This window comes from Streptomyces yongxingensis, assembly GCF_055597465.1.
In genome coordinates, this window is sequence record NZ_CM145717.1 from 2059413 (window position 1) to 2084313 (window position 24901).

The window sequence follows — 24901 nt, forward strand, 5'->3', positions numbered from 1 at the left end:
TGGTGACGCCTGCGGCGGGCCGCTCCCCTCCCCGCCCCTGCCACGCGGCGGACACCCGCAAGGCCCAGGCGGTCCGTCCTTACGTGCCTTGCTTACGTGATTGCTTACGTGTCCTGGTACGCCTCGCCGCCGAGTTCGAGTCCGGCGGTGCCGGCGGTGGTGTCCGCCAGCCAGTCGCGGAAGGCGTCCACGTCCGCGTCGGGCAGCCCGAGTTCGATCGTCACGGCCTCGGCGTAGCGCACCTCCCGGACCGCCCGCCCCGTCGCCCGCAGATCGTTCTCCAGCTTCCCGGCCCGCTGGTGGTCCACGGTGACGGTCACCAGCCGGAACCGCTGCCGGGTGACGGTGCCCAGCGCGTCGAGCGCCTCGCCGACCGCGCCGCCGTAGGCCCGGATCAGACCGCCCGCGCCGAGCTTCACGCCCCCGTAGTAGCGGGTGACGACGGCCACCGTGTACCGGATCTCGCGGCGCAGCAGCATCTGCAGCATCGGCACCCCGGCCGTGCCGCCCGGCTCGCCGTCGTCGCTCGCCTTCCGCACACCGCCGTCCGCGCCGATGACATAGGCGAAGCAGTTGTGGGTGGCGGTGGGGTGCTCCTTCCTGACCCGCTGGATGACGTCCTGCGCCTCCTGCTCGGTCGCGGCGGGCGCGAGCGTGCAGAGGAAGCGCGATCTGTTGATCTCGATCTCGTGCACGCCCTCGCGCGCGACCGTCCGGTACCGCTCCTGCATCAGGCCACCTTATGTCCCGGCTCTCGCGCGGTGGTCACGCGTAGGCGGCCGCGGCGGTCAGGCGTGCGCGGCCACGCCGGTCATGTGTGCGGCCGCCGATCGGGCGGAAACCCACCGTGCGCACGGAACGGGACAGCGACCCCGGGTACGGATCTGGTCCCCGCCTCAGAGGAGCCCGTATGTCCTTCAACCCGCTGGAGCAGCGTGGAATCCCGCTGGACCGCCAGACGCGCACCTGGCGTGAGCTGGATGTCTCCCCGATCGACCCGGACCGCTGCGACCCGTACACCCGGTGCCGGATCATCACGATGAACGGCATCGAGATCGAGGCGATCCTCTTCAGCCACCAGATGGCCCGCCACTGCGCGGACCTGGACGTGAAGCGGCGGCTGGCCGAGACCCGCTCCGTCGAGGCGCAGCAGCAGAAGGCGGTGAACTGGCTGCTGCCGGGGGTGGCCTCGGTGCTGGAGACCACGATCGCGTACGAGCAGGTGGCGGTGGACCTGACCGCGTGGGTGGCCCGGATGGAGCCCGATCCGTACCTCACGCAGGCGTACCAGTTCGGGGTGCTGGAGGACTTCGACCATCTGTACCGGTACGCCAACCTCTACGAGATGATCGAGCACCGCAAGGCGGAGGAGATCGTCCAGGGGCTGACGGAGATCATGCCGGGCCGCCCGACGAAGTACCACCACCGCAATCCGGTGGACAACGTCCGCGAGCCCTACGACCGGAACCGGGCCGACCCGCTGTCCAAGCTGCACGCGCTGACGATCATGTCGGCGGAGCAGCAGACCATGAACTTCTACATGAACGTCGGACCCACCTACATGGAGCCGATCGCGCGCCGGCTCTACCAGGAGATCGGGCTGATCGAGGAGGAGCACGTCACCCACTACGAGTCCCTGGTCGACCCGGGCGAGACCTGGTGGGAGCAGTTGGTCAACCACGAGTACAACGAGTGCTACCTGTACCACTCCTTCATGGAGCAGGAGTCGGATCCCAAGGTGAAGTCCATCTGGGAGCTGCACCTGAACATGGAGCTGGAGCATCTGCGCATCGCCTGCGACCTGATGCGCCGCAACGACGGCCGCGAGCCGGAGGAGGTCGTCGCCCCGGAGCTGCCGAACGTGCTCACCTTCGAGCCCAACAAGGGCTACATCCGCGAACTGCTGGACACGCAGATCGACCTCACCACGCTCGGCACCGGCTATGTGCGCGAGGCGCATGAGCGCTTCCAGGCCATGCAGTCGCTGCTCAACGACGGCGACCAGCCGCCGAGTGAGCGGGTGATGGCGCAGCACCGTGACATGTTCGGCCGGGAGTACCGGCTGGAGACCGAGGGTGAGCACCCCGAGCCGTCCCTGCGCTCACGCGACTGATCGATTCCCGGCCCTACGACTGATCGATTCCCGGCCCTACGGAGGACAGACATCGTGGCAGACCGACCCGGATCCGACGCCATCGGCGGCGAGGACGATGTGGTGGCGCTGCTGATGCGCCAGCACGGTGATATCCGCAACCTCTTCGACGAGGTGGAACGGACCACGGGGTACGAGCGGCGGGACGCCTTCCGCAGGCTCGTCCGGCTGATGGCCGTCCATGAGACCGCGGAGGAGGAGGTCGTCCACCCCGTGGCGCGGCGGTCCTTCGACGGCGGTGAGGGGATGGTGGAGGACCGGCTGCGGGAGGAGAGGCAGGCCAAGGAGAAGCTCGGCCGGCTCGACGGCATGGACGCCGACAGCGCCGAATTCCTGCCCCTGCTCATGGAGCTGCGCACCGAGGTCATGGCCCACGCACGGGCCGAGGAGCGCTACGAGTTCATCCAGCTGCGGCGCCGCACCGATCCCGGGCAGCTCGCCGCGATGGCCAAGGCGGTCAGGGCAGCCGAGGCCATGGCCCCGACCCGTCCGCACCCGGGCGTGGAAACGGCGGCGAAGAACATCGCGCTCGGGCCGATGGCGGCCGCCATCGACCGCACCCGTGACACGGTCCGCAAGGCGATGGGGAAGGACGGCTGACCGCGTCCGGTCACCCCTTTCCGCCGCTTCCGCCGCGGCCGAACCGGGTCGGCCTGTGCAAGGGCCCCCACGCGCCCCGCTGGCGTGCCACCACGTCCTCGGCTTCGGCGATCACGCTCTCGGCGATCCAGGCGACGGGCTCCACATCGCGGACCAGGGGTTCGTTGTCCGGTCCCCGGCCGGTCTCCTCCCCCTTGAGCACCCAGGGGTGGACATCGGTGGAGCCCTCGTCCTCGTCCCGGAGGTGGATGTAGTCGCACAGCCTCCGGGCGACCCACACGGCCGTGGGCAGGTCCTTCGCCCATTCCTCGAAGACCAGGGGGTTGGCCGACAGGCCCGGCATCTTCGTGCCGGTGAGCCCGTCCCGGCTGACCGCACTGCCCTCCAGGTCCGCCTCGGGCCCTCGGGACCAGCGGACGAAGACCGGAGGGCCCTGCTCGATCAACTCCACGAGCTGGTCCAGAGCGGTGTAGGTGGGGAGTGTGTCGCCTGGCATGATCGCCCTTGAGTACCCGTAGCCGTCGCCGCCAATCCACCGCCCTCCCCCGACGCACGGACGCCGCCCGGACCGCACGGACGCCGCCCGGCCCCGCTGTTCGGCGGGAAGGGCGGCGTCCCGGTAGTGCCGAGGCGTCCGGGTCAGCGGCCCAGGGCCTTGGCCAGTTGGTCCTTGGTCATGTTGGAGCGGCCCTCGATGCCGCGCTGCTTGGCCTCGTTGTAGAGCTGGTCGCGCGTCGGCCCCTTGGGACCCGTCCGGTTGCCGGAGCGCTGGCCGCCACGCTGCGGCGCGGACTTCCGGTCCTGGGTCGAGGTCCTGCTGGCGGACTTGGACTCGCCGGAGCGGGCGCGCTCCTTGTTGACCGTACGGGCGGCCATTTCCTTCGCCCGGCCGGTGGACGCGCCGCGCTTCTCGGCGCCTTCCTTGATGTGCTCGTACTGCCGTTCACGCTTACGGCTGGATCCTGCGGGCATGGTGTCTTCCTCTCCTTCCGCCCCCTCGGTCGGTGGCGGCCGGTGGTGGTGATCGCCGACCGCATGAGTCGGGTTCCCCCCGCTCCCTCCCCTATAACCAGCATGCGTCTCCTGGGCGTCGGCCGGATGCCGTGCGGTGTGCGCGATGCGCGGAATTGGTCTTTCGGCAGTGTCCGTAGGCCCCCGTCTCCGTAGGGTCACCTCTGCGAGTCGGCTGATCACGCAGGTGGGGGACATGACGTCACAGACACGCACGACCGGGTCCGGCGGCCGCCCGTGGGCGTCCTGGGCCGGACACCTGCCACTGGCGGCCACCATCGCCGCCGCCGGGTCGAGCGTGGTCAGCCTGTGGTGGGTGGTGCCCACGGCGCTGTGCGCGTTCGCGGCGGGGTGGCGGCCTGAGCAGCGCCAGCCCGACCGCGATCCCGGTGGCGAGGGTGGCATGGTTGCTCCACCCGATCCGCGTCGCCCAGCCAACCGGGCGACAGCCCCATCACCGCTCCCGCCCCGGCGGCGCACAGCGCCACCGAGAGCAGCAGTCGACGGCCGAAGCCGTATCGCGTCCTTGAATCCATGGCCAGTGACCTCAAGAAACGGCGACGGCCCGCCGCCTCTGGCGAACGGCGAGGTCGGACCCCTGACCATCGTCGGGGTTGACACCCCCCGGCGCGCCCCGGGGAATCTCCGGGGTGCCCGACCGGTTCTGCTGCGAAGAGACCGCATCGCGACCACAGGAGGCAGGCATGTACGGCGACCCGGCGACGGTCCGCACGATCCTCACCGAGTTGGGCGACACCTGGGCCATCGTGGGACTGTCGACGAACCAGCACCGTGCGGCCTACGGCGTCGCCGAGGTCCTCCAGCGCTTCGGCAAGCGCATCGTGCCCGTGCACCCCAAGGCCGAGACGGTGCACGGCGAGCGGGGGTACGGCTCGCTCGCCGAGATCCCGTTCCCGGTCGATGTGGTCGATGTCTTCGTCAACAGCGACCTGGCGGGCCCGGTCGCCGACGAGGCCGTCACCATCGGCGCCAAGGCCGTCTGGTTCCAGCTCGGCGTCATCGACCCGGCGGCCTACGACCGCACCCGCGCCGCCGGGCTCGCCATGGTCATGGACCGCTGCCCGGCCATCGAGATCCCCCGGCTGGGCTGAGCCGCACCGGCCGCCAACCGCCCCGGCGGGCTCTGCCACGATCGACGGTCACTCGCCGGGACTCGCCGAGGGCAGCGACGTGCCCAGCATGCGGCAGGTCGCCTCTTCGACGAGGGCCTTGTTCGCGGTCGCGGCCGCCTTTTCCTTGATGCCGAAGTTCGTGCTCGTCAGGACCGCGACGCTGCGGTGTCCGCCGGCGTCGGTGTAGATCTCGCTGGAGTAGCCGGGCAGGCCGCCGGTGTGGCCCCAGACGGTGCCGCAGGGCGTGTGCACCTTCATCAGGCCGAGTCCGTAACCGCCGCCCTCCTCGGGGGCGGAAACGGTGGTGCGCATCTGCTCCATCTGGGCCTCGGGCAGCAGCTCGCCGGACATCAGCGCGGTCAGGAAGCGCTGCCAGTCCCGTGCGGTGGAGACCATGGCTCCCGCCGCCCCGGCCCAGCTCGGGTCGATGCCGGTGGTGTCGATATTGCTCCCGGGACGTTCGGGGCCGACGAACCCGACGCCTTCGGGCAGGTCCACGGTCGGGGAGAGGATCTCCTTCAGCCGCCCGGCGTCCGGCTCGTAGCCGGTCACATGCCGCTTCCCGGTGCTCCAGTCGGCGTTCGTGGCCAGGAACGAGTCCTTCATCCCCAACGGCTTGGTGATCTTCTGCTCGATCAGCTCGGCCAGGCCGCGCCCGGTGGCCTTCTCCAGGATCAGCCCGAGCGCCGCGTAGTTGGCGTTGCTGTAGGAGTACTTCTCACCGGGCCCGGCCGGCGGATCCTGCTCGGGAGTGATGGCGAGGAGGTCCTCCGGCCGCCAGGTGCGCCGCTCCCGGCCCGTGAGGGAGGGCAGGAACTCCGGTGTCAGCAGGAAGTCGCCCAGACCGCTGGTGTGGTTGAGCAGCATCCGGACGGTGATGTCCTCGCCGCCCTTGACCAGTCCGGGCAGCCACTTCTCCACCGGGTCGTCCAGGCCGACCTTGTGCTCGGCGACCAGTCGCAGGACGAGGGTCGCGGTGACCGTCTTAGTGTTGGACCCGACCCTGAACTGGTCGTCGACGCCGAGGCGGTGGTCGTCCTTCGTCCAGGCGGCCTGCCGTGCGATCTCCACGGGCGACCCGGTGCCGCGGTCGACCCGGACGATCACCCCGAGCGAACCCTGGTCCGCCGCCTTCTGTGCGAGGTCGGCCAGCCGCCCATCGGCCGACCTGCCCTGCTCGGCCGACGGCTTCGCCGCGCTCGCCTCCGTGTCCGAGCAGCCCATGAGCGTCCCGCTCATACCGGTCGCCAATGCCACTGCCAGCGCCCCGCGCAGGATCCGGAGGCGAGACGACGTACGTGCGGACATGGCAGTTCCCTTCGGCGCATGACGGTTGCTCCGTGCGTCGGGGCTTGGGCGCTCTTCCCGCTGCCCGGCCTCACGGCGGCCCCTCCGCACAGCAGCCATTCAGCCAGCGCACAGCCGCCCGGCACATCGCTCGAAGGCGGGTCTTCAGCGGGCCGCGGGTCATTCGAGAGAGTGATATGAACAGGCGCGGCGTCGCGCTGCCCCGTCCATCGCGCACGGTCAGGGCAGCGTGTTCCTGGCCAGTACCGCCGCCTGCGCCCGGCTCTGACAGCCGGTCTTCGTGAGCATGCGGCTGACGTGCGTCTTCACCGTGTGCAGGCTCACCACGAGCCGGTCGGCGATCTCGGCGTTGCTCAGCCCGTCCCCGACCAGCCGCAGCACGTCGCGCTCCCGCTCGGTGAGGTCCCTCAGCCGGGCCAGTTCCTGGTCGCTGGGTCGCTGTCGGGCACTCAGATGCCCCTCGATGATCCGGGCGGTCACCGCCGGGCTCAGCGCGCGGTGCCCGGCCGCCGCCGCCCGCACCGCCCCGGTCAGCTCCTCGTACGCGCTGTTCTTCAGCAGGAATCCGGACGCCCCGCCCGCCAGCGCCTCGTCGACGTACTCGTCCAGGTCGAACGTCGTCAGCATGAGCACCTGGCTCCGCCCGGGTCCGAGGAGCCCCCGGCGGTCCAGCTCGGCCAGCGCCCACAGTCCGTTCCGGCGCGGCATGCGGATGTCCAGCAGCAGCACGTCCGGCCTCAGCCGCGCGCACGCCTCTACGGCCTCCTCGCCGTCACCCGCGGTGCCTGCCACGGTGAGGTCGGCCTGACTGTCCAGGATCGCGCTCAGGCCGGCGCGGATGATCGGCTCGTCGTCCACCACGAGCACGCTGATCCGCTCAGACACCGGCGTTCTCCAGCGGCATCGTGGCGACGACGCGGAAGCCGCCGTCACCGGTCGGTCCCGCGGTGAGCTCTCCGCCCAGCGCGCCCACCCGTTCGCCCATGCTGACCAGGCCGAGCCCGATCCCCGCGCCGGCCGTGCCGCGCCGCGCCCCGCGGCCGTTCTCCACCTCGAAGCGCAGTCGGCCGGCCGTGCCGTCGACGGTGAGCCGGACCGGCGCCCCGGGCGCGTGACGGCGAGCGTTGGCCAGCGCCTCCTGCACAATGCGGTACCCCGCCGTCTGCACCGGAGCCGGCAACGACTCCAGTGCGGTCCCCGTCGTCCCCATCCGCACCTCGACCGTTCCTCCCGCTGCCCGGTGGCTGTCCAGCAGCGTACTCAGCTCGCCGAGTCCGGGCACCGGTTGCAAGGGGGCCGCGTCCGCGGGATCACGGAGCATGCGCAGCAGATCGCGCAGCTCACCACCGCTCTGCCGACCCGCCGCCGCCAGCCCGTCGACCTGGGTACGGGCCCAGTCGGGCAGTTCGCCGCCGCGGGCGCGCAGCGCCTCCGCGTGCACGACGAGCAGGGTGAGCGAGTGCGCGACCACGTCGTGCATCTCGCGGGCGATCCGCGCCCGCTCCCGCTGTGCGGCCTGCGCCGCCTCCAGGCGCCGCGCGCGGCTCGCCTCGGCAGCCCGCTGCTCGGCCGCGGCGAGCAGCGCGCGCTGAGTACGTGCGGCGAAACCCATCGCCCACGCCAGTGGCATCGGAGCCAGGGCGGCGAGGACGTCCAGGCCGCCCCGGAACTCGCCGGCGCCGGCCGTCATCCGGTTCACCCACAGGCCGAGCAGGGCCATCGCGCCGCCGCCGAGCAGCGCCGACACGGTACGCGGCCAGCTCGCGCAGTGGCTGCCCAGGCTGTGGACGAGCACGGCGAGCGGCACGAAGGCCAGCGGGGTCAGCTTGGCCCCCTCGCCCGCGCTCGCCACCAGCGCCGCCACCAGCGCGCCGAAGCCCGTGACGAAGGCCGTCACCGGCCACCGCCGCCGCAGCGCCAGGACCACCGCGGCCACCGCCTCGTACCCGATGAGCGACGACCACGCCGGGCCGGATGTGTCGACGTACGGCTGCGACAGCAGCGGCGGCAGAAACGTCAGGGCGACCAGGCCGGCATCAGCGCCCCACCCGGGCCACTTGCCGTCAACCACGTTCATCCGCCCGACGCTATGCGTTCCCGCACCGCTCTTCATCACTCCTAGGAGCGACTCGCGCCGCGGCCGAAGGAGGCCGCCCGGCCTCAGGCGCCGAGGCCCTCCAGGACCACCGCGCCCGGGAGGCCGGCGAGCAGCTTGCCCGGCACGATGAGCTTGCCGCGTCGGCTGCCGCTGCCGATGAGGGCGTACGGGATGTCGGCCACGGCGGCGTCCACCAGGAGCGGCCAGCCGGCGGGCAGCCCGATCGGGGTGATGCCGCCGAATTCCATGCCGCTCTCGCCCGTCGCCGTGTCCATCGGGGCGAACGACGCCTTGCGCGCGCCGAGGTGGCGGCGCACCACGCCGTTGACGTCCGCGCGGGTGTGGGCCAGGACCAGACAGGCGGCCAGGGTGGTCTCGCCGCCCCGCTTGCCCGCGACCACCACGCAGTTGGCGGACTGCTCCAGCAGCCAGGAGCCGTAGTTCTCGACGAGTACGGCGGTGTCGGCCTTGTCCGGGTCCGTGTCCACGAACAGCACCTGCTCCACCGGCTCCGCGCCGCGCCAGGTGCGCAGCGCCTCGGCGACGGGTGCGGTCAGCAGGTCCAGGCACTCGACGGCGGGACGGACCTCGTCGAAGGCATCCATCGGCGTACTCATGCCGCCAAACTAGCAGTCGGGGCGGGGCGCGAGGGCCGGGCCCGGCGGCCTCAGCGCGCGGGTGGCACCGACACCGCCATGGTCATCTCCACCGGCGCCGTCCCGTCGTTGCGATAGGTGTGCGGGGTGTTCGCCTCGAACGCCACGGAGGTGCCGACCGGGGCGGTGTGGGTCTCGCCGCCGATCACCAGGGTGAGCTCGCCGGCCGTCACATGGATCAGCTCGACCGTGCCGGACGGATGCGGATCGGAGCTGCTCTCGTCGCCGGGCATCAGCCGCCATTCCCACATCTCCAGCGGGCCGTCCGCCTCGGTGCCGACGAGCAGCGCGGTGTAGCTGCCCGCCTCGGTGGACCACATCCGCACCGCCTGCTCGGGCGGGACGAAGGTCACCCGGGGCCCCTGCTCGTAGTCGAGCAGTGTGGTGATGCTCACGCCGAGCGCGTCGGCGAGCTTGACGGTGGTGCCCACGCTCGGATTCGTACGGGCCTGCTCAATCTGGATGATCATGCCCCGGCTGACCCCGGCGCGGGCCGCCAGGGCGTCGAGGGTGAAGCCGCGTTCATTGCGCCACCGTTTGAGGTTGCGGGCGAGCGACTGCGTGAGCTGGTCGAGGTCCGTCACGTTCCGGTCCGTCCATCCGTCCAAAATAGTGAATGGCATAGTCGAGTGGAGTGAACTACCGTGGGCTGTACTCCCACGTCCACCACACTGTACGGCGAGGTTTCACCATGTCCGCACTCTTCGCTCTTGCCACCAGCCTGCTCTGGGGGCTGGCCGACTTCGGCGGAGGGTTGCTCACCCGGCGCACACCCGCGCTCACCGTGGTCGTCGTCTCCCAGCTCATCGCGGTCACCGTCCTCGGCGCCGTCGTGGCCGCCACCGGCGGATGGTCCGAGGCGGGCCCGCAACTGTGGTTCGCCGCGGCGGCCGGTGTGGTCGGCCCGGCCGCGATGCTGTGCTTCTACCGCGCCCTCGCGCTCGGCCCGATGGGCGTCGTCTCCCCGCTCGGCGCGCTCGGCGGGGTCATCGTGCCGCTGGGCGTCGCGCTGGTGCTCGGCGAGCGGCCCGGGCTGCTCCAGGTCTCGGGGGTCGTGGTGGCGGTCGCGGGTGTGGTCCTGGCGAGCGGTCCGCAGACCGGCGGGGCGCCCGTCCAGCGGCAGACGCTGCTGCTCACCCTGGTGGCCGCGCTGGGCTTCGGCTCGGTGATGGCGCTGATCGCCGAGGCGTCGCACACACTGACCGGGCTGTTCCTCGCGCTGTTCGTGCAGCGGGTGTGCAATGTGGCGGTCGGGGGCGCCGCGCTGCTGCTCTCCGTCCGGCGCGGCGACCCCGGGCTGCCCGAGGGCGGGATGGGCGTGGTGTGGGCGTCGCTGCCCGCGCTCGCCTTCGTGGGCCTCGCCGACGTGGCCGCCAACGGCACGTACAACCTCGCCGTCCACCACGGCCCGGTCACCGTCGCCGCGGTGCTCGCCTCCCTCTACCCCGTGGTGACCGCCCTCGCGGCCCGCGGACTGCTCGGCGAGCGGCTGCGCGCGGTCCAGGCCACGGGCGCCGGGCTCGCCCTGGCGGGCACGCTGCTGCTGGCCACGGGCTGAGCGGACCGCGGCCCGGCCCCCGCCCGGCCATGCATAAGCCGACGTGCTCCAGGAACCCACTACGCCATGGGGCACGCGATGGAGAAGCTGTACGTGGTGCGGGCCGAGGCCCGGGGGATCGTGGACGCCGCGGCGCGGGCGTGGCAGGGGCCGGGGCGGGAGCGGGACCTGCTCGTGCAGTCGCTGAAGGCGGCCGGGGCGGCCACGCTCGCGTGGGCGGTCTCGGGCTGGTGGCTGAAGGACCCGGTGGCGCTGATGGCGCCGTGGGTGGCGGTGGTCCTGGTCCAAGCCACCGTCTACCGTTCGCTGTTCAAGGGGTTGCAGCAGTTGGTGGCCATCGCCGTCGGCACGCTGCTCGCGGCGGCGGTCGAGGCCCTGACCGGGAACACCCTGATCTCGGTGGCCCTGGTCCTGCCGGTCGTGATGCTGCTCAGCAACTGGCCCCGCCTCGGCGACCAGGGCATCTACGGGCCCACCACCGCGCTGTTCACCCTCACCTCGGCCCCGGTGTCCAGCCTCACGGTCTCCCACCGGCTGCTCCAGGCCCTGCTGGGCGCCGTGATCGGCATCGCGGTCAACGCGCTGATCCTGCCGCCGGTGCATCTGCGGAACGTACGGGAGAACCTCAGCAGTCTGGCGCACGCGACACAGGAGACACTGGCGAGCATCGCCGAGGCGCTGGCCCGGGGAGACTGGTCCGAGGACACGCCCACCGACTGGCGACGGCTGGCCGACCAGCTCCAGCGGCGGCAGGAGAGCCTGCGGTCCGCCCGGCTGTGGAGCCATGAGAGCCTCCGGCTCAATCCCAGGCTGCCGTGGAGGTCGCGCGAGAAGCGGCCGCCGACGCTTCCCCCCGAGAGCGAGGACCAGCGGTGGAGCTCGATCGTCGCCCAGGTGGGGGCGGTCGTCAGCACGATGGTCGACATCGCCGACGAGAACCGCTCCATTCCCGCCCCCGACCAGCAGCCGCTGCGCGACTACGGCCGTCTCCTCGCCGATCTGGCGGCGGCCTGCGAGGCCCGGGCCGAAGTGATCCATGAGCCCTTCACCCCCGACGGCGCGCGCGGCCGACTGGACGAGACGCTGGAGGCCGTGGAACGGCACCACGACGCCCTGCAGAAACAGCTCACCGATGAGCGCTACGTCTCCCCCGGCACCACCGCCGTCCTGGGCACCCTGCTGATCCAGGCCCAGAACATCTGGCACGACATCGCCCCGGACACCTGGCCCCGCGCCACCGCCGGGGCATAGCACCCGGCCGACGGGGTACATCGGTGCAGTCCCCCGCGGTGGTGCCGGGGCGGAGTTGTGAGGAGTGGTGCGCATGAAGCCGATCGGCCAGGCACGGCCGGGATTCCCCTGTTGGGTGAGTCTCGCCGCCCCCAGCCTCCGGGCGGCGCAGGAGTTCTACACCGCGGTGCTCGGATGGACCTGGCGGCCCACCGGGCTGGGTGAGGAGTTCCGTACGGCGCTGTTCGGCGGAGCGCCGGTGGCCGGGGTCGGGGCGCTCGCGAACAGCCTCAGGGGCGCGGTCGCCTGGACGCCGTTCTTCGCCGTGGCGGACGCGGACGCCACCGCGGCACGGATCCACGAGCGGGGCGGCACCGTCGGTGTCGGCCCGCTCCCGTTCGGCACCGGCCGCCGCGCCGCGCTGGCCGCCGACCCCGACGGCGCCGTCTTCGGCTTCTGGGCGGGGGAGGCGCTGCCCGGCTGGCCGTCGGGTCCCGAGGAGGGCGCCCCGGCCCGGCTGGAGCTGCGGACCCGGGACGCGTTCGCGGCCGCCCTCTTCTACGGCGAGGTCTTCGGCTGGGCGTCACCGGAGGGCACCTGCTCCGTGGAGTACGAGAACGACGAGGTGATCGTGCGCGAGGAGGGCCGCAAGCTGGCGGTGGTCCACGGCGGCGCCGTCGAGCAGGCCCCCGACCCGCGGGTCCGGCCGCGCTGGTACGTCCACTTCCGCGTCCCCGATGTGACGGCCGCCGTGGCGGCGGCCCGCGCCGCCGGTGGCACGGTCGCCCTCCCGCCGGACGCCTCTCCCACGGGCCGTCAGGCGATCCTGTGCGACCCCGACGGCGGGCTGTTCACCGTCACCGCCGCCTGAGACGGCCCTGGCGAGCGGCCTGCCTCGGGGCCCTGGCCCGGCTCGGCGATATGGCGGAAAGACGACGTGAACAGGTGAGGAAACCGGTCCGGCCGGGAAGCCGTGGGGGCGGAGAGCGCGGGGGAACACGCTGTCGTCAGGACGGAGCGCGGTGATGGCCACCACGGCGGAGGAAGCCCCGGCCGGTCTGCCGGCGTCGCGCGTCATCCGGCTGCCGGGGATCGTGCTGGGGGTGGGGCTCGGCGGATTCCTCGACGGGATCCTGCTGCACCAGCTCCTCCAGTGGCACCACATGCTCAGCAGCACCAACCACGACCGCATCGGGGTGAGGTACTACAACCCGCACACCGTATCCGGTCTGCGGATGAACACCGTGTGGGACGGCGTCTTCCACGCGGTGTGCTGGATCTCGGTGCTGCTGGGGCTGGCCATCCTCTACGCCCGGGTCACCCACGACCGGCGCCGGGTGTGGGGCTCCCGCGTCCTGTGGGGCTGGATGCTGGTCGGCTGGGGCCTGTTCAACCTCGTCGAGGGCGTACTGGACCACCAGATCCTCGGCATCCACCATGTCCACGGCGGCCCGGAGCAGCCGTGGTGGGACGCGGGCTTCCTCGTCCTGGGCGCCCTCCTGGTGGCCGGCGGCTATCTGCTGCAGCGCGGCGGGCCCCCGGCGGGCGGCGAGGCGCCCCGCGCCACCAGGCACGTGTGATGGGGGGCGGTGCGGCGCATCCCGGCCATGGGCACGGCGGGGGCGGCGGCCCCCTGGACGTATGGCTGCCGGCCCTCGCCCTGCTGGGGTGTGCCGCCGGCTACGCGCTGACGGTCCGCCGCGCCCGTCGCCGTCACCCCGCCCAGGGCCGGCCGCTCGCGCGGTCGCTGAGCTTCGGGGCCGGGCTCGTCCTGGTGGCCGTGGCGCTGCTGCCGCCGCTCGCGCCGTTCGCCCACGAGGACTTCCGCGGCCATATGGCCCAGCATCTGCTGCTCGGGATGTACGCGCCCCTCGCGCTGGTGCTCGGGGCCCCGGTCACCCTGCTGCTGCGCGCCCTGCCCCCGGACCACGGCCGACGGCTGACCGCCGTGCTCCGCTCCCGCCCCGCGCGGCTGCTCGGCCACCCCGTCACCGCCCTGCTGCTGACCACCGGCGGGCTGGTACCGCTGTACTTCACCCCCGTCTATGACGCCACCATGGGCCACCCCGGGTGGCACTGGCTGACACACGCCCACTTCCTGCTCTCGGGCTGGCTGTTCGCGTATGTCATCGCCGGTCCCGATCCGGCCCCCGCCCGGCCGGGGGTGCCGGCCCGGCTGGTGGTCCTCGGCGTCGCCATCGCCGCCCACGCCGCGATCGCCCAGTTGATGTACGGGGGCTTCTGGGTCCAGGTCCACGCCCCGATCGCCGAGGTCCGGGGCGGCGCGGAGATCATGTACTACGGCGGTGACCTCGCCGAGCTCCTCCTGGCCGCGGCCCTCGTCACCACCTGGCGGCCCGTGCGGACGCCCCGGAGCCCGCACGGGTCACGGGTACGCCCGGTGCGGCGGCCGGAGGAGGGGATCGACGCCCCGCGGGCCCTGCCGAAATCCTGGTGACGGTGGGGTTACCACTGGAGGCCACGGGGGTACCTGGGCGTCACGCCATCGCAGCGACCCCCGGGGGACCACGGTGGCCAGGCCCTTCCGGTCCAGACCGCGGGCCGGAAGAGCCGCTTCGGCTGACGCGTCGGCTCGGGCCGACGCCTCAGTCGTCGATTCCACCGCTCTCGCAGATCTGCCGGGCGATGTCCCGCAGCTTGACGTTGCGCTCCTGGGACACCCGCCGGATCAGCGCGAAGGCGTCATCCTCGGAGATCTTCAGGCGTTCCATGAGGATGCCCATGGCCTCCCCGATGGTGTGCCGGGTCTGGAGCGCCTGCTGGAGCTGATCGGCGGTGCGGGCGCTGGAGAAGGCGACCGCGGCATGCGAGGCGAGCAGCCAGCCGGCCGTCTCGCTGGCCCTGGTGAAGGCGGCGGGGTGCCGCGAGTAGAGGTTCAGGGCGCCGAGGTTCTCCTCCTCGGTGTAGAGCAGGAACCCCATCATGCTGCCGATGCCGAGCTCACGGGCCTCACTGATGTACCTGGGCCAGCGCTCCTCGGGCTCGGTGAAGTCCCTGATCCGGAACACCCGCTCACCGTTCAGTCGGCGGGCGGCGTCGAAGCAGGGCCCCTCCCTGAGCCGCGCCTGCAGCCGGTCCGACCGCACCACCAGCCCTTCGGTGGGGGCGAGGGACTCCACTCGGCTGCCGTGGAGCACCATGATGCCAGCGGCGTCGCAACCCTCCACGATGTCCACCGCGCACGCGCTGATCCGGTCCAGCGTGGCCTCCACGGAGTCCTGCGCCAGCAGATCCCGCGCCATGGTGGCCATGCGCTCGGCGAAGGCTTCCCAGTCCATGACCACCATCCGATCACATCCGGCTACTCGCCGCCGAGCGCTTCCCGGTACCGCTTCGCCCGGTCCGCGTACACCTGGGCGTTCAGTTTGATGCCTTCTCGTTCCTCGTCGGTGAGGGGGCGCTTCACCCTCGCCGGCACCCCCGCCACCAGCGAACCGGGCGGTATCTCCATCCCCTGCGGCACCAGGGCCTGGGCCGCGACCAGCGATCCCGCACCGATCCGCGCGCCGTTGAGGACCGTCGCCCCCATGCCGATCAGGACCTCGTCCTCGACCGTACAGCCGTGCACGACCGCGTTGTGCCCGACCGAGACCCGCTCGCCGATCGAGACCGGGAATCCGGGGTCGACGTGCACCGTGCAGTTGTCCTGGATGTTGCTGTCCGCGCCGAGGACGATGGGACCGCCGTCACCCCGCAGCACTGCCTGGTACCAGACGCTCGATCCCGCCGCCAGCACGACATCGCCGATCACCACCGACGTGGGGGCCACGAACGTGTCGGGGGCGATCCGTGGCTCCTTCCCGTCGATGCCGAAGATCAAGGCGCGCACCGTCTCTCCCACCTGGTCGTCCCCTTCGCGTTCCTCGCCCCGGCCGGTAGCTCCGGCAGACCCTACAGCCGGTCCAGCCGATCCGGCCGATCGGACCGATTGCCCCATGGAGTGTCCGGCGCGTGGCAGGGGGCTCCGCCCCTGGGCTCCGGGGTCCGGGGCGCAGCCCCAGTTCGGGAAGGGACGGGGAGGGAGCAGCCCGCCGCAGGCGCCACGATCCGTCAGAAGGACCCTAGTCCCCGGCCGGGACCGGCTCCGGCTCGGCGGTCTCGGAATCGGCCGCCGTGACCGCCGCGGCCTTGGCCTTCTTGGAGCGCCACTTCATCACGAGCATCGAGCCGAGGCCGAAGAGCAGGGCCAGCACGAGCCCGAGCCAGGAGAACCGCTTCAGCCAGTCCTCCGCGACCTTGCCCAGGGAGTAGATGACCGCGGTGGTGCCACCGGCCCAGACGATGCCGCCGAGCACATTGGCGATGAGGAACTTCCAGTACGGCATGCGCAGCACGCCCGCGAGCGGCCCGGCGAAGATGCGCAGCAGCGCGATGAACCGGCCGACGAAGACCGCCCACATGCCCCACTTCTGGAAGGAGCGCTCGGCGGTGGCCACGTGCTCGGCACTGAAGTGTTTGGGGAATTTGCGGCCCAGCCAGGTGAGCAGCGGCTGTCCGCCCTTGCGGCCGATGAGATAGCCGATGGAGTCGCCGATCACCGCGCCCGCGACGGCGCACGTCCCCAGGATGTAGGGGTTGATGTGGTCCTGGGAGGCCGCCAGCAGAGTCGCGCTGACGAGGACGATCTCACCGGGGAGCGGGATTCCCAGGCTCTCCAGGCCGATGACGATACCCACGAGCAGATACACGCTGACCGCGGGCACGGTCTCGAGCCATTCCTCGATATGCAACGCCGGTTCCTCCCCATGTGGCGATCGCTTCCCGGCGTGCGCCGGACGGGACGCGGCGCACGCCGGGAAGCCTACTCAATCGGCGCGCGGTCGCCATCATCCCCAAGTCGTGCTCCCGCTCGCGTCGACTCCGGCGGAGGGAGGACGGACTCGGGGCCGGGGAGGGCGGACTCGGGGTCGGGGATGGACTCGCGGTCGGGGAGGACCGACTCAGGACTGGGGGCGCAGGGTCCACACAATGGACATTTCGCCCGTAACCGCGCCGTCCTCGCGTGTGATCGTGACGTTCACCGGGAATTCGGGCCGCTCCCCCGCGTCCAGCTCGGCGACCACCTCGGCGGCGGGCCGGCCGAGGGTGGCGGTCGCGGTGACGGGCCCCCTGGCGAGCTTCTTGTAGCCGATCTCGGCGCGCACGGCCAGCGGTACGGCACGGCCGAGCTGATCGCCGAACGCCGCCAGCACGACGGCACCGCTCGCGGACTCCGCCAGGGTGAACATCGCGCCCGCGTGGGGGCCGCCGACATGGTTGTGGAAGTCGGGCTGGTCGGGCAGGCACAGCACCGCACGCTCGGGCGACGCCTCGCGGAACTCCAGGTTCAGGGTGCGCACCATGGGCACCGTGGCGGCGAGCATCTCACCGACGGAGGGCAGGGTTTCTGACATACTCCGGAAGTTACCACCCAGTAGCAAGCGGGGAAAGGGGCAGTTGACGGGGCAGCCGTAGCAGCCGTCGTCGGCCCCCTCTATCGTTACTGGCCATGTGGCCAGGACAGCAGCCGCCCGGGGGCGAGCAGAACAACCCGCACGATCAGAACCCCTATCAGCAACCGGGGTACCAGCAGCCGGGATACCAGCAGCCGAACCCGTATCAGCAGCCGGGATACCAGCAGCCGAATCCCTATCAGCAGCCGCCCCAGCAGCAGCCGGGGCAGTCCGGCCAGCCGGGGCAGCAGCCCGGTTTCGGCCCGCCGCAGGGTCCGCCCGGCCAGCAGTGGGGCGCTCCGTCCGGCCCGCCCGGCGCACCGCAGCCGCCGCGCGACAACAAGAAGCGCACGACCACCATCGCCATCGTCGCGGCCATCGCGGTCGTCGCCGCCGCGGCCATCACCGGCGCGCTGGTCCTGGGCAAGGACGACAGCGACGGCGGCGACGAGTCGAAGGGGAAGGACAAGACGCCCCACACCGCCACGTCGGCTCCGGCCTCCGAGGAGCCGACCGAGGACCCGGGCGGCGGCGGTGCGGACAACCCGCGCGCCGGCGGTGACGCCACCGACGTCAAGGCGGTCATACCCGGTTGGAAGCCGGTGGTCAGCCCCAAGCGGCACAACGCCTTCGACGTCCCCCCGGACTGGACGGTCGAATCGCCGGGCCTGAGCACCGGTTTCGAGGACGACAAGGGCAAGCCGCTCGTGGTCATGTCCGCTCCGGCGAGGTACAAGAAGGACTACTGCTCGGTCAAGGACAAGGACGGCTACGTCGACAAGAGTCACGCCGCCGGGGCGGGCTCGAAGGGCGCCCAGGGCGCCAAGAGCGAGGCGTCAGCCGCCAAGATCGAGGCCGAGAACTGGGTCTTCGCCGCCTTCGACCAGAAGCAGACCGGGACCCGCAAGGTCACCGACGCCAAGAAGTTCACCAGCGCCCACGGCCTCAAGGGCTACACCGCGTCGGCCACCGTCACCGGGGTGAAGAAGACCGACAAGTGCACCACCGACGGGAAGTCGGTCACCGTGACCTACACGGACACCAACGGCGACTTCGCCACCTGGGTCCTGTACTCGGTCAAGGGCACCAAGGAAGAGGTCCCGGACGCCACCATCAAGAAGATCATGAGTTCGCTGCGGCCGGTGAAGTCGGAGGTCTCCTGACCATCTGAGCGCTCCGATCACGGCGGCCGGAATACGGTTGGACGCCGGGGCCCGCCCCCAGGGATAGTCCGGATGTGACGACTCCCCCGGCCCCGCGCCTCCGACCGCGCCGCCCCGCGTGGGCCGGCCGCAACTACACACTGCTGACCACCGCCGCCGTGGTGACGGGCCTCGGGAACGCCGGAGCCCTCATCGCGGCGGCGTTCGCGGTGCTGGAGGCGGGCGGGGACGGCGGCGACGTCGGGCTGGTGGCGGCGGCCCGCACACTTCCGCTGGTCGTCTTCCTGCTGATCGGCGGCGCGGTGGCGGACCGGCTGCCCCGCCACCGGGTGATGGTGGCCGCCAACAGCCTCAACTGCCTCTCGCAGGCGGTCTTCGCCGTGCTCGTCCTGTCCGGCGAGGCGCGGCTGTGGCAGATGGCCGTGCTGTCCGCGCTCGGCGGCACCGGGCAGGCGTTCTTCTCCCCCGCCGCCGAGGGCATGCTGCTCTCCAGCGTCAACGGCGAACAGGCCGCCCGTGCCTTCGCGCTGTTCCGGATGGGCATGAACGGTGCGCAGATCGGCGGGGCCGCGCTCGGCGGCGCGCTGGTCGCGGTGGTCGGCCCGGGCTGGGTGCTGGCCGTCGACGCCGCCGCGTTCGCCGTCGCGGGCGCCCTGCGCTCGCTGCTCGACGTGCGTGCCGTCGCCCAGCGGGAGCCCGGTGGCGGCATGCTGCGGGATCTGCGCGAAGGGTGGCGCGAATTCATCGGCCGGCCCTGGCTGTGGTCGATCGTCGTCCAGTTCTCCGTCGTCAACGCGGTGGTGGGAGCGGCGGAGTCGGTCTTCGGCCCGCTGGTGGCCGAGGACCATCTGGGCGGGGCGCGCCCCTGGGGGCTCGCGCTCGCGGCGTTCGGCGCGGGCACCGTCCTGGGCGCTCTGCTGATGGTGCGCTGGCGGCCGCGGCGGATGCTGCTCGCGGGCTCCCTGTGCGTGCTGCCGCTCGCCCTGCCGTCGGCCGCGCTCGCCGTCCCGGTGCCGGTCGCGCCGCTGGCCGTGGTGATGTTCCTGGTCGGGGTGTCGGTCGAGGTGTTCGGGGTGTCCTGGATGACCGCGCTGCACCAGGAGATCCCGGAGGACAAGCTGTCGCGGGTCTCGGCGTACGACTGGTTCGGCTCCGTCGCCATGGTGCCGCTCGCCACGGCGCTCGCGGGCCCGGCCGAGGAGGCGTTCGGCCGGTCGGCCTCGCTGTGGGGGTGCTCGGCGCTGATCCTGGCGCTGACGCTGGCGGTGCTGACGGTCCCGGACGTACGGCGGCTGCGCCGGCGCGAGACCGAGCCCGTCGCCGAGGGCGGTCCGGCCGCCGCCGCGGACACCGCCCCGGAGCCGGTCAGCCCACGCTGAACGCCCCGTCCGGCGGCTCGGGCGACGGCGTGGCCTCCTCGTCCCGCACCGGCGCCGCTCCCCCCATGAACCGCTCCAGCGCCTCGCCGTACTCGACCCTGGCCGGAAAGGCGTCGGCCGCGGTGCGGCGGGCCAGCACGGCGACCGGAGGTGCGGACTGGGAGGCCACCAGCACGGCGTTGCCGAACCGGCGACCGCGCAGCACCGACGGCTCCGCGATGAGGGCGAGGTGCGCGAACGCCGTGCGGTAGGTGGCCAGTTGGGAGCGGAGGAAGGCGAACGGCGCCCCGTCGGCCAGATTCGCCGCGTACCACCCGCCCGGCCGCAGCGCCCGGGCCGCGGCACGGACGTACTCCACGGAGGTCAGATGCGCGGGCACCCGCGAACCGCCGAAGACATCGGCCACGATGACATCGGCCGACCCCTCGGGCGCGGCCTCCAGCGCGGTCCGGGCGTCCTCCGGCCGCACCGTGACGCCCGCCCCGGACGGCAGCGGAAGGTGCTCGGCGACCAGCTCCAGCAGCCCCCGGTCGGCCTCGATCACCACCTGGTGGGAGCCGGGGCGGGTGGCGGCCAGATAGCGAGGCAGCGTCCAAGCCCCACCGCCCAGGTGCAGTACGTCGAGCGGGGCGCCGGGATCGGCGGCCGCGTCCAGGACATGGGCGATCCGCCGCGCGTACTCGAACTCGAGATGGCCCGGATCGTCCAGGTCGACATACGACTGCGGGGCGCCGTCCACCGTGAGCAGCCAGGCGCGCGGGCGGTCCAGGTCCGGCATCAGCTTGGCGGTGCCGCCGTCCACGGCACGGCTCACGGGTATCGGCTCGTTCACCCTCTCATTGTGCCGTCGCGCGCATGGCCTGGCCTCCGTTCGTCCGCCTCCCGCACGGGGGAGGCGGACGAACGGGGCCGGCGATGGTCACGGCAGCACGGTGGTCACCGTCCCCGCGCCCACCGTGCGGCCGCCCTCGCGGATCGCGAAGCCGAGGCCCGGCTCCAGCGGTACGGCACGGCCGAGCTCGACCCGCATGGTGACCGTGTCACCGGGGCGCGCCACCGCGGTGGCCCCGAGGTCCACGGCGCCGACCACATCGGCCGTACGGAGGTAGAACTGCGGGCGGTAGCCGGTGGACACCGGGGTCCGCCGGCCACCCTCGGCGGCCGAGAGGACGTACACCCGCGCGGTGAAGCGCCGCCGCGGCACGACGCTGCCGGGCGCGGCCACCACATGGCCGCGGCGCACCGCGTCCCGCGCCACTCCGCGCAGCAGCAGCGCCACATTGTCGCCCGCCTCGGCCGACTCCATGGACTTGCCGAAGGTCTCCACCCCGGTGACCACCGTGGCCACATCGGTGCCGGGCACCTCGACACGGTCGCCGACCCGTACCGTGCCGCGCTCGATGGCGCCGGTGACGACCGTGCCGCGTCCGGTGATGGTCAGCACGTTCTCCACCGGTAGCAGGAACGGCGCCCCGGTGTGGCGCACGGGTGTCGGGACGTAGATGTCCACGGCGTCCAGCAGCGCCTCGATCGCCCCGGTCCAGCGCGGGTCGCCCTCCAGCGCCCGGAGCCCGGAGACCCGTACCACGGGCGTGGTGTCGCCGGGGTAGCCGTGCGCGGAGAGCAGCTCGCGCACCTCGAGCTCGACGAGGTCGGTCAGCTCGGGGTCGCCCGCGTCGGCCTTGTTGAGGGCCACCACGATGTGGTCGACGCCGACCTGGCGGGCCAGCAGCACATGCTCGGCGGTCTGCGGCATCACGCCGTCGAGCGCGGAGACCACGAGGATCGCCCCGTCGATCTGGGCGGCGCCGGTCACCATGTTCTTGATGAAGTCGGCGTGGCCGGGCATGTCGACATGCGCGTAGTGGCGGGTGTCGGTCTCGTACTCGACATGCGCGATGTTGATGGTGATGCCGCGCGCGGCCTCCTCCGGCGCCCGGTCGATGCGGTCGGCCGGCACATAGGCGCCGCCGGTGCCGCGCTCGCTCAGCACCTTGGTGATGGCGGCGGTCAGCGTGGTCTTGCCGTGGTCGACATGGCCCATGGTGCCGATGTTCAGATGCGGCTTGGTGCGCACATACGTCTGCTTGGACATGCGACGATCTCTCCTCGTCAGCGGGGGTGGGAAGCGCGGACCCCAGAACCTCGCCGACCCTCCCCCTGGGGGATCCGTCGGAGTTGTCCGAGGAGGGTCAGCTTCGGGCGCCGTCGAGGCAGGCGGCGGGAACGGCGGCGGGCGGGTCCGTGGTGAGGGCGGCGACCGCGGCCGGGGCGAGAGAGGGGACGGCAGCCTTCGGCGCGTCCGCGACCGCGGACGTCGGCGTGAGGAAGGCGAGCCGGAACATGCTGTGATCTTCGCGCAGTGTTCGGTCCGCGTCGAATGGTTTTCGGTGCGTTTCGGTACGTGCGAGGTCGGTGGGGCGGGTGGTTCGGAACCCTCGCTCGACGGGGTTCGAGGCCCTCCTTCGACGGGGTTCGGGACCCTCTGTCGACGGGTTCGGGTCCCTCTGTCGACGGTCTGCCGACAATCGGACGACAACCCGACGACATCACAGCGCTCGCCGGGCCCGGTCGGTTACGCTCCACCGATGCTCGATGTCGCTCCGCCGCCCGCGAAACCGGCCACGCGCCGCGCCCGCGCCGTGCTCCTCTCGCCGTGGTCGCGGCTGGGGTTGCTCGCGGCGCTGCTCACCGGTTCCGCGATCGCGGTCTGGCTGTGGCAGCCGCAGCGGCTGCTGACCCACGGCTGGCCGGAGTTGTCGGGCGGGACGGCCGTGGTGCTGTTCACGGCCGCGTACGGGGTGGGCACCGCCGCGCTGGTGCCCCGGCCGCTGCTGAACCTGGCGGCCGGTGCGCTCTTCGGCATCCAGGCCGGGCTGGCCACGGCCATCGGCGGCACGGTGATCGGCGCCGGGATCGCCTTCGGCCTCGGGCGGCTGCTGGGGCAGGACGCGCTGCGGCCGTTGCTGCGGGGCCGCTGGCTCACGGCGGCGGACCGGCAGTTGAGCCACCACGGGTTCCGGTCGATGCTGGCGATCCGGCTGTTCCCCGGCGTGCCGTTCGCCGCCGCCAACTACTGTGCGGCCGTCTCCCGGATGGGCTGGCCGTCGTTCCTGCTGGCCACCGGGCTGGGCAGTGTGCCGAACACCGCCGCGTACGTGGTGGCGGGCAGCCGCGCCACCACCCCCACCTCGCCCGTCTTCCTCCTCGCGCTGGCCTTCATCACGGTGCCCGCCGTCGCGGGGGCGCTGGTGGCCTGGCGCAAACGCGGCCGTATCCGGCCCGTGCGGCCCACGGAGGACACGGCGGCAGACGAGATGGCGCCGCGGCGGGGCTGACGGGCGGATCCGCGGGGCCGACGGGCGGATCCGCGGGGCCGACGGGCGGATCCGCGGGGCCGACGGGGCCGGGGCCCGTCAGCCGCCGGCCGGTCCGGTGGCGGAGGCCGACGTGGCCGCGGCGCGGGCGGACAGCGGCTCGGCGATGTCCTCCAGCGGACGCCGCTCCGCCGGAATGGCGAGGAAGACGGCGACGAGCCCGGCGACGACCATGAGTGACGCCCCGATGGAGAAGGCCAGCGCGGTGTCGGCGACGACTCCGCTCGCCGTCAGATCCGAGAAGATCAGCGGACCGCTGATGCCCCCGGCCGCCGTGCCGATGGCGTAGAAGAAGGCGATGGCCAGGGCGCGCGTCTCCATCGGGAAGACCTCGCTGACCGTCAGGTACGCCGAGCTGGCACCGGCCGAGGCGAAGAAGAGGACCACGCACCAGCAGGCGGTCATCGTGGTCGCGTTGAGCCAGCCGTTGCCGAACATCCAGGCCGTGATGAACAGCAGCACACCGGAGAGGACGTACGTCCCCGAGATCATCGGACGGCGGCCGACCGTGTCGAAGAGCCTGCTCAGCAGCAATGGCCCGAGGAAGTTGCCGAAGGCGATGACCGCGAAGTAGTAGCCGGTGCCGCCGCTGGGCACGCCGAAGAACTTCACCAGGATCGAGCCGAAGCCGAAGGTGATGGCGTTGTAGAGGAACGCCTGCCCGATGAAGAGGGCCAGCCCCAGGAACGCGCGCCGGGGGTACGCCCGGAAGAGCGTCCGGGCGATCTCGACGAACCCGGTGCTCTTCCGCGTGCGGATGGTGATGGCCTGGTCCGGCTCGGGGAGGCGCCGCCCGGTCTCGTCCTCGATCCGGCGTTCGGCCGCCGCGACCAGTTCCTCGGCGCCCTCCGCCCGGCCGTGGATGAACATCCAGCGCGGGCTTTCCGGGACGTTCCGCCGGACCAGCAGGATGACCAGGCCGAGGACGACGCCGAGGGCGAAGGTGAGCCGCCAGCCGACGTTCAGCGGGAAGAAGTTCCTGTTGAGCATCAGCACGGAGAGCAGCGAGCCGCCCATCGCGCCGAGCCAGAAGCTCCCGTTGATGACCAAGTCGACGCGGCCCCGGTACGTCCTGGGGATCAGCTCGTCGATCGCGGAGTTGATGGCCGCGTACTCCCCGCCGATGCCGAAGCCGGTGAGGAAGCGGAAGAGGAAGAACCACCACGCGGAGAAGGAGATGGCGGTGAGCGCGGTGGCGGCCAGATAGACCCCGAGCGTGATGAGGAAGAGCTTCTTGCGGCCGTGGCGGTCGGTGAGCCAGCCGAAGACCAGCGCCCCGGTGCAGGCGCCGGCCACATAGAGGGCCGCCGCCATCCCGGTGACCTGCGCGTCGGTGATGGACAGCCCGCTGCCGGGCTCGGAGAGGCGGCTGGCGATATTGCCGACGACGGTCACCTCGAGACCGTCCAGGATCCATACGGTGCCGAGGCCGATCACGATCGTCCAGTGCCAGCGTGACCAGGGCAGCCGGTCCAGCCGCGCCGGGACCTCGGTGGTGATCGTCCCGCCCGGCCCGCTTCCGGCGCCGCCCCCGGCCCCGTCCCGTCGGCCTCCCTGCCCTCCGTCGTGCCCGATCGCGGTCATACGGTTCGGCTCCTCGGCTGTCCACGGCTGTCCACGGCTGATCCTCACCAGGCGCCCGCGGCCGGGCGGCAGAGCCTCGAGTACCCGAGGTCAAAGCGCTGAACCGATGGTCTGACCAGGCCCTTGATGGGCCGCGCACCCGGGGACGCTACGCTGCCCCCAACAACCGGCCGTTGATCCTCGGCGGCCGGCTTCCCAC

The 24901-nt window shown here is 72.3% G+C and carries 27 protein-coding genes; 11 read left to right on the forward strand and 16 right to left on the reverse strand.

What is annotated here, in order from left to right:
- Positions 1–104: 104 nt before the first annotated feature.
- A complete protein-coding gene (locus tag ACZ6TD_RS08250) occupies positions 105–731 on the reverse strand; it encodes a YigZ family protein (protein WP_471352012.1) in 627 nt (208 codons plus the stop codon).
- Between the two features lie 179 nt (positions 732–910).
- Between ACZ6TD_RS08250 and ACZ6TD_RS08255 the strand changes: the two genes are divergently transcribed.
- Both ACZ6TD_RS08255 and ACZ6TD_RS08260 read left to right on the forward strand, forming a co-directional pair.
- On the forward strand, positions 911–2113 hold the full coding sequence (locus tag ACZ6TD_RS08255; protein WP_471352014.1) for a hypothetical protein: 1203 nt from the start codon (positions 911–913) through the stop codon (positions 2111–2113).
- A gap of 114 nt (positions 2114–2227) precedes the next feature.
- A complete protein-coding gene (locus ACZ6TD_RS08260; protein WP_471357561.1) occupies positions 2228–2752 on the forward strand; it encodes a hemerythrin domain-containing protein in 525 nt (174 codons plus the stop codon).
- Positions 2753–2762: 10 nt separating this feature from the next.
- Here the strand turns inward: ACZ6TD_RS08260 and ACZ6TD_RS08265 are convergent, their stop codons facing one another.
- Both ACZ6TD_RS08265 and ACZ6TD_RS08270 read right to left on the reverse strand, forming a co-directional pair.
- Entirely contained in the window at positions 2763–3248 is a 486-nt protein-coding gene (locus ACZ6TD_RS08265; protein WP_471352017.1) for a DUF6098 family protein, read from the reverse strand.
- Positions 3249–3391: 143 nt separating this feature from the next.
- Entirely contained in the window at positions 3392–3724 is a 333-nt protein-coding gene (locus tag ACZ6TD_RS08270; RefSeq protein ID WP_137981210.1) for a plasmid stabilization protein, read from the reverse strand.
- Positions 3725–4467: 743 nt separating this feature from the next.
- Between ACZ6TD_RS08270 and ACZ6TD_RS08275 the strand changes: the two genes are divergently transcribed.
- Positions 4468–4875: a CoA-binding protein gene (locus ACZ6TD_RS08275; protein ID WP_471352019.1), complete on the forward strand. Its 408-nt coding sequence runs from the start codon at positions 4468–4470 to the stop codon at positions 4873–4875.
- A gap of 48 nt (positions 4876–4923) precedes the next feature.
- Here the strand turns inward: ACZ6TD_RS08275 and ACZ6TD_RS08280 are convergent, their stop codons facing one another.
- The 5 genes from ACZ6TD_RS08280 to ACZ6TD_RS08300 all read right to left on the reverse strand — a co-directional run bounded on the left by ACZ6TD_RS08280 (position 4924) and on the right by ACZ6TD_RS08300 (position 9542).
- Complete coding sequence (locus ACZ6TD_RS08280) at positions 4924–6204, reverse strand: serine hydrolase domain-containing protein (protein WP_471352021.1); 1281 nt, start codon at positions 6202–6204, stop codon at positions 4924–4926.
- A 219-nt stretch (positions 6205–6423) separates the two neighbouring features.
- Positions 6424–7089 (reverse strand): response regulator, encoded by a 666-nt coding sequence (locus tag ACZ6TD_RS08285; RefSeq protein ID WP_471352023.1) that lies wholly within the window; start codon positions 7087–7089, stop codon positions 6424–6426.
- A complete protein-coding gene (locus ACZ6TD_RS08290) occupies positions 7082–8281 on the reverse strand; it encodes a sensor histidine kinase (protein WP_471352025.1) in 1200 nt (399 codons plus the stop codon). Before ACZ6TD_RS08290 ends, ACZ6TD_RS08285 begins: the two co-directional genes overlap by 8 nt.
- 83 nt (positions 8282–8364) lie before the next feature.
- Complete coding sequence (locus ACZ6TD_RS08295; protein WP_471352027.1) at positions 8365–8919, reverse strand: YbaK/EbsC family protein; 555 nt, start codon at positions 8917–8919, stop codon at positions 8365–8367.
- A gap of 50 nt (positions 8920–8969) precedes the next feature.
- On the reverse strand, positions 8970–9542 hold the full coding sequence (locus ACZ6TD_RS08300; RefSeq protein WP_471352029.1) for a helix-turn-helix domain-containing protein: 573 nt from the start codon (positions 9540–9542) through the stop codon (positions 8970–8972).
- Positions 9543–9649: 107 nt separating this feature from the next.
- On the opposite strand from ACZ6TD_RS08300, the gene ACZ6TD_RS08305 reads away from it, so the two are divergent.
- The 5 genes from ACZ6TD_RS08305 to ACZ6TD_RS08325 all read left to right on the forward strand — a co-directional run bounded on the left by ACZ6TD_RS08305 (position 9650) and on the right by ACZ6TD_RS08325 (position 14204).
- A complete protein-coding gene (locus ACZ6TD_RS08305) occupies positions 9650–10516 on the forward strand; it encodes an EamA family transporter (RefSeq protein ID WP_471352032.1) in 867 nt (288 codons plus the stop codon).
- A 66-nt stretch (positions 10517–10582) separates the two neighbouring features.
- Positions 10583–11767: an FUSC family protein gene (locus ACZ6TD_RS08310; RefSeq protein ID WP_471352034.1), complete on the forward strand. Its 1185-nt coding sequence runs from the start codon at positions 10583–10585 to the stop codon at positions 11765–11767.
- A gap of 73 nt (positions 11768–11840) precedes the next feature.
- Positions 11841–12617 carry a VOC family protein gene (locus ACZ6TD_RS08315; protein ID WP_471352037.1) on the forward strand — a complete coding sequence of 259 codons (777 nt, stop codon included), beginning with the start codon at positions 11841–11843 and terminating at the stop codon, positions 12615–12617.
- Positions 12618–12771: 154 nt separating this feature from the next.
- Positions 12772–13326: a DUF2243 domain-containing protein gene (locus ACZ6TD_RS08320; RefSeq protein ID WP_471352039.1), complete on the forward strand. Its 555-nt coding sequence runs from the start codon at positions 12772–12774 to the stop codon at positions 13324–13326.
- Complete coding sequence (locus ACZ6TD_RS08325; RefSeq protein WP_471352041.1) at positions 13326–14204, forward strand: cytochrome c oxidase assembly protein; 879 nt, start codon at positions 13326–13328, stop codon at positions 14202–14204. The genes ACZ6TD_RS08320 and ACZ6TD_RS08325 overlap by 1 nt, the downstream gene beginning before the upstream one ends.
- A gap of 148 nt (positions 14205–14352) precedes the next feature.
- On the opposite strand, the gene ACZ6TD_RS08330 is transcribed toward ACZ6TD_RS08325, so the two are convergent.
- The 4 genes from ACZ6TD_RS08330 to ACZ6TD_RS08345 form a co-directional block, all read right to left on the reverse strand.
- Positions 14353–15045: a GAF and ANTAR domain-containing protein gene (locus ACZ6TD_RS08330; RefSeq protein WP_471352043.1), complete on the reverse strand. Its 693-nt coding sequence runs from the start codon at positions 15043–15045 to the stop codon at positions 14353–14355.
- Between the two features lie 23 nt (positions 15046–15068).
- Positions 15069–15608: a gamma carbonic anhydrase family protein gene (locus tag ACZ6TD_RS08335; protein ID WP_471352045.1), complete on the reverse strand. Its 540-nt coding sequence runs from the start codon at positions 15606–15608 to the stop codon at positions 15069–15071.
- Positions 15609–15828: 220 nt separating this feature from the next.
- A complete protein-coding gene (locus tag ACZ6TD_RS08340; protein ID WP_471352047.1) occupies positions 15829–16497 on the reverse strand; it encodes a DedA family protein in 669 nt (222 codons plus the stop codon).
- 210 nt (positions 16498–16707) lie between these two features.
- Positions 16708–17160, reverse strand: a complete 453-nt coding sequence (locus tag ACZ6TD_RS08345) for a DUF4442 domain-containing protein (protein WP_471352049.1) — start codon at positions 17158–17160, stop codon at positions 16708–16710.
- Positions 17161–17255: 95 nt separating this feature from the next.
- Between ACZ6TD_RS08345 and ACZ6TD_RS08350 the strand changes: the two genes are divergently transcribed.
- Entirely contained in the window at positions 17256–18362 is a 1107-nt protein-coding gene (locus ACZ6TD_RS08350; protein WP_471352051.1) for a DUF8017 domain-containing protein, read from the forward strand.
- Positions 18363–18436: 74 nt separating this feature from the next.
- Positions 18437–19741, forward strand: coding sequence for an MFS transporter (locus ACZ6TD_RS08355; protein WP_471352054.1), 1305 nt, complete (start codon positions 18437–18439; stop codon positions 19739–19741).
- Here ACZ6TD_RS08355 and ACZ6TD_RS08360 read toward each other — a convergent pair.
- The 3 genes from ACZ6TD_RS08360 to ACZ6TD_RS08370 all read right to left on the reverse strand — a co-directional run bounded on the left by ACZ6TD_RS08360 (position 19728) and on the right by ACZ6TD_RS08370 (position 22086).
- Entirely contained in the window at positions 19728–20573 is an 846-nt protein-coding gene (locus ACZ6TD_RS08360) for a spermidine synthase (RefSeq protein ID WP_471352057.1), read from the reverse strand. The genes ACZ6TD_RS08355 and ACZ6TD_RS08360 overlap by 14 nt on opposite strands.
- An 87-nt stretch (positions 20574–20660) precedes the next feature.
- Positions 20661–21836 carry an elongation factor Tu gene (tuf, locus tag ACZ6TD_RS08365; protein WP_471352061.1) on the reverse strand — a complete coding sequence of 392 codons (1176 nt, stop codon included), beginning with the start codon at positions 21834–21836 and terminating at the stop codon, positions 20661–20663.
- A gap of 97 nt (positions 21837–21933) precedes the next feature.
- Positions 21934–22086 (reverse strand): hypothetical protein, encoded by a 153-nt coding sequence (locus ACZ6TD_RS08370; RefSeq protein WP_198278272.1) that lies wholly within the window; start codon positions 22084–22086, stop codon positions 21934–21936.
- Between the two features lie 243 nt (positions 22087–22329).
- Between ACZ6TD_RS08370 and ACZ6TD_RS08375 the strand changes: the two genes are divergently transcribed.
- Entirely contained in the window at positions 22330–23079 is a 750-nt protein-coding gene (locus tag ACZ6TD_RS08375; protein WP_471352064.1) for a TVP38/TMEM64 family protein, read from the forward strand.
- Between the two features lie 78 nt (positions 23080–23157).
- On the opposite strand, the gene ACZ6TD_RS08380 is transcribed toward ACZ6TD_RS08375, so the two are convergent.
- Entirely contained in the window at positions 23158–24702 is a 1545-nt protein-coding gene (locus ACZ6TD_RS08380; RefSeq protein ID WP_471352066.1) for an MFS transporter, read from the reverse strand.
- Positions 24703–24901: the final 199 nt, after the last annotated feature.

What these genes read in the sequence shown, in the direction of transcription:
- ACZ6TD_RS08250 (WP_471352012.1), bottom strand. Translation starts at nt 731, where the DNA reads ATGCAGGAGCGGTACCGGACGGTCGCGCGCGAGGGCGTGCACGAGATC.
- ACZ6TD_RS08255 (WP_471352014.1), top strand. Translation starts at nt 911, where the DNA reads ATGTCCTTCAACCCGCTGGAGCAGCGTGGAATCCCGCTGGACCGCCAG.
- ACZ6TD_RS08260 (WP_471357561.1), top strand. Translation starts at nt 2,228, where the DNA reads ATGCGCCAGCACGGTGATATCCGCAACCTCTTCGACGAGGTGGAACGG.
- ACZ6TD_RS08265 (WP_471352017.1), bottom strand. Translation starts at nt 3,248, where the DNA reads ATGCCAGGCGACACACTCCCCACCTACACCGCTCTGGACCAGCTCGTG.
- ACZ6TD_RS08270 (WP_137981210.1), bottom strand. Translation starts at nt 3,724, where the DNA reads ATGCCCGCAGGATCCAGCCGTAAGCGTGAACGGCAGTACGAGCACATC.
- ACZ6TD_RS08275 (WP_471352019.1), top strand. Translation starts at nt 4,468, where the DNA reads ATGTACGGCGACCCGGCGACGGTCCGCACGATCCTCACCGAGTTGGGC.
- ACZ6TD_RS08280 (WP_471352021.1), bottom strand. Translation starts at nt 6,204, where the DNA reads ATGTCCGCACGTACGTCGTCTCGCCTCCGGATCCTGCGCGGGGCGCTG.
- ACZ6TD_RS08290 (WP_471352025.1), bottom strand. Translation starts at nt 8,281, where the DNA reads ATGAACGTGGTTGACGGCAAGTGGCCCGGGTGGGGCGCTGATGCCGGC.
- ACZ6TD_RS08295 (WP_471352027.1), bottom strand. Translation starts at nt 8,919, where the DNA reads ATGAGTACGCCGATGGATGCCTTCGACGAGGTCCGTCCCGCCGTCGAG.
- ACZ6TD_RS08305 (WP_471352032.1), top strand. Translation starts at nt 9,650, where the DNA reads ATGTCCGCACTCTTCGCTCTTGCCACCAGCCTGCTCTGGGGGCTGGCC.
- ACZ6TD_RS08310 (WP_471352034.1), top strand. Translation starts at nt 10,583, where the DNA reads ATGGGGCACGCGATGGAGAAGCTGTACGTGGTGCGGGCCGAGGCCCGG.
- ACZ6TD_RS08315 (WP_471352037.1), top strand. Translation starts at nt 11,841, where the DNA reads ATGAAGCCGATCGGCCAGGCACGGCCGGGATTCCCCTGTTGGGTGAGT.
- ACZ6TD_RS08320 (WP_471352039.1), top strand. Translation starts at nt 12,772, where the DNA reads ATGGCCACCACGGCGGAGGAAGCCCCGGCCGGTCTGCCGGCGTCGCGC.
- ACZ6TD_RS08325 (WP_471352041.1), top strand. Translation starts at nt 13,326, where the DNA reads ATGGGGGGCGGTGCGGCGCATCCCGGCCATGGGCACGGCGGGGGCGGC.
- ACZ6TD_RS08330 (WP_471352043.1), bottom strand. Translation starts at nt 15,045, where the DNA reads ATGGACTGGGAAGCCTTCGCCGAGCGCATGGCCACCATGGCGCGGGAT.
- ACZ6TD_RS08345 (WP_471352049.1), bottom strand. Translation starts at nt 17,160, where the DNA reads ATGTCAGAAACCCTGCCCTCCGTCGGTGAGATGCTCGCCGCCACGGTG.
- ACZ6TD_RS08350 (WP_471352051.1), top strand. Translation starts at nt 17,256, where the DNA reads ATGTGGCCAGGACAGCAGCCGCCCGGGGGCGAGCAGAACAACCCGCAC.
- tuf (WP_471352061.1), bottom strand. Translation starts at nt 21,836, where the DNA reads ATGTCCAAGCAGACGTATGTGCGCACCAAGCCGCATCTGAACATCGGC.
- ACZ6TD_RS08370 (WP_198278272.1), bottom strand. Translation starts at nt 22,086, where the DNA reads ATGTTCCGGCTCGCCTTCCTCACGCCGACGTCCGCGGTCGCGGACGCG.
- ACZ6TD_RS08375 (WP_471352064.1), top strand. Translation starts at nt 22,330, where the DNA reads ATGCTCGATGTCGCTCCGCCGCCCGCGAAACCGGCCACGCGCCGCGCC.
- ACZ6TD_RS08380 (WP_471352066.1), bottom strand. Translation starts at nt 24,702, where the DNA reads ATGACCGCGATCGGGCACGACGGAGGGCAGGGAGGCCGACGGGACGGG.